We start from the raw sequence: 2,066 nt of genomic DNA on the forward strand, positions 1-2,066 counted from the left end.
GTTCCCCCAGTTCCGGGTCCGGCGCCGGGGTGCGGTCGCGGATCAGCTTGCGGGTGTCGACCGCGTCCAGGGGCACCAGGTCCACGATCAGGCCCGCCCGCTTCAGCCGGACATGTTCCTGCGCCAGGGCGTCGTTCTCGGCCCGGATGCCCGCCTCGATCCGGGCGCGGTCGCGCTGCGATTCCGCCGTCTCGACAATGGCGGCCGCCATCGGGCCGCGGCGCTGGTCGGTCTTCCCCGCGGGGAAGGTTTCCGCCCCCGCCTTTGCCGCGGCGGGTTCGTCGTCCTTCGGCAGTTCGATGTCGAACATCCGGCGCTTGCGGCTCATGCCCGGTCCTCCAGCTTGTCCCAGGCCTGCAGCGCATAGCCCCGGAATTCCTCATAGGCGCGGTCGAAGGTGGCGCGGGCGCGGCGCCAGGTGCCGCGGGTCATCTCGCGGTAGTCGATCTCGTAGACCGAGGACAGGAACCGGCCCGACTGTTCCACGGCGCGGGTCAGTTCGATCGGATGCTCGGCCATCCGCTCGCCGAAGACCTGGCGGAAGGCGCCCAGCATCGCCTGGTGCAGTTCGTTCGAGGGCTCAAAGCGCGTCATCAGGAAGCGCAGGTCGGCGAAGGCCTTGGGCAGCGCGATCTTCCCCGCGGGGAAGTTTTCAAAGCCGTGGGACAGGTCGCCGAGCGCCTCGGCAAGCTGGCCGATGAAGCTGGTGGTGGAATCGTATTCCCAGTAGCCGGGGCCGGAGGGGATGTAGAGCATGTCGGCCGCGAAGACCGCGTTCATCGACTGGTAGCCGATGGCGGGCGGGCAGTCGAAGAAGATCAGGTCATAGGCATCGTCCGGCAGGCTGTCGAGAAAGCGCGAGACGGCGGCGAAGAAGGTCCATTCCGGGTTCAGGTGCCGGTACTGGGCGCTGGCGAATTCGACAAAGGCCGCGTTGGCGCAGCTGGGGATGATGTCGATGGTGGACCAGGCGGTGGGGCGGATGAAATCGGCGGGCCTGAGCGCGCCGAGGCCCATGTCGCGGATCGAGGCCGGCAGCTTGCGCCGGGGCAGGGCGGTGCCGGATTCGGCCCCCTGGGCTGCGGCGTTCATGCGGTCGGTCTCGCGTTCGAGGTCGCGGGCCATGATGCCCCAGACGGTGTGATCCTCGTCCACGTTGTTCAGGCCCATGGAATGCGACAGCGTCGCCTGCGGGTCGAAGTCCACCGCCAGTACCCGATAGCCGTCCAGCGCCGCCGCATGGGCGAAATGCAGCGCCACCGTGCTTTTCCCGGCGCCGCCCTTGAAATTGGCGATGGCCGCCCGCAGCGCCCGCTTGCCCGCGGGCCGCGGCGGCATCAGCGACTTGCGGTTGATGCGGATGCGGCGGCGCAATTCGTTGATCTCGTCGAGGCTGAACCAGCGCTGGCGGCCGTCGTCCAGAACTTCCCCGAGGGGAAGGTTCGGCTCGTCCGCCAGCTTGCCGCGGAAGGTGGACTGGTTGATGCGGAAGATCAGCTCGGCCACCTCCCAGCTGGAAAACCGGCGCAGGGTCTTCTCGTCGGCCGGGCTGAAGGTCTGGCGCCGGATCCAGCCCTGCATCCGCAGCGACTGCCGTTGAAGCCGCGCGAGGTCTTCGTGCGAATACATCTTTTCCCCATTCTGCAGGACGCTGTTTTTCATGAATCCGCTTTTAACGCGGAATTCGCATTTTGCGCAAAGTCATTTTCTGCTGAATCACGGAAAGCGGGCCTCTGCTGCCCATCCTGCCACAGCCCGCGTCCCGTTGCGCCGAATCGGGGGCGGGCGTCCGGTCCGTTGCCGGACCGGGCAGGGGCGGAGGACCCCCGGGAATTGGGGGACATCCCTGGTCCCGCCGCACGGGAATAGGGGACATCTTCGGCGGAATAGGGGACATCCTGCATGTCCCCCATAACCTATGATACCGATATTTCCTTTCGGGATCGGGCAGGTGTTGCGGCGCAACAGCAGCGCACGCTTGACAGACGGGGCGATGAGGACACTAATGCACCCATGATGGTGAAAAGCGTTCTGGGGACGCCGGCAGCCAGGGGACAGGACAGCGA

General features: G+C 66.8%; 1 protein-coding gene and 1 pseudogene. Both read right to left on the minus strand.

The window, feature by feature from the left end:
* A pseudogene (locus tag Q4F04_RS15675) lies at positions 1-328 on the minus strand (replication protein); the annotation flags it as partial.
* Positions 325-1,629 (minus strand): AAA family ATPase, encoded by a 1,305-nt coding sequence (locus Q4F04_RS15680; protein ID WP_303370718.1) that lies wholly within the window; start codon positions 1,627-1,629, stop codon positions 325-327. The pseudogene Q4F04_RS15675 and the gene Q4F04_RS15680, both read right to left, overlap by 4 nt.
* Positions 1,630-2,066 lie beyond the last annotated feature (437 nt).

The sequence above is a fragment of the Paracoccus sp. (in: a-proteobacteria) genome, assembly GCF_030536915.1.
Taxonomy (GTDB): Bacteria; Pseudomonadota; Alphaproteobacteria; order Rhodobacterales; family Rhodobacteraceae; genus Paracoccus.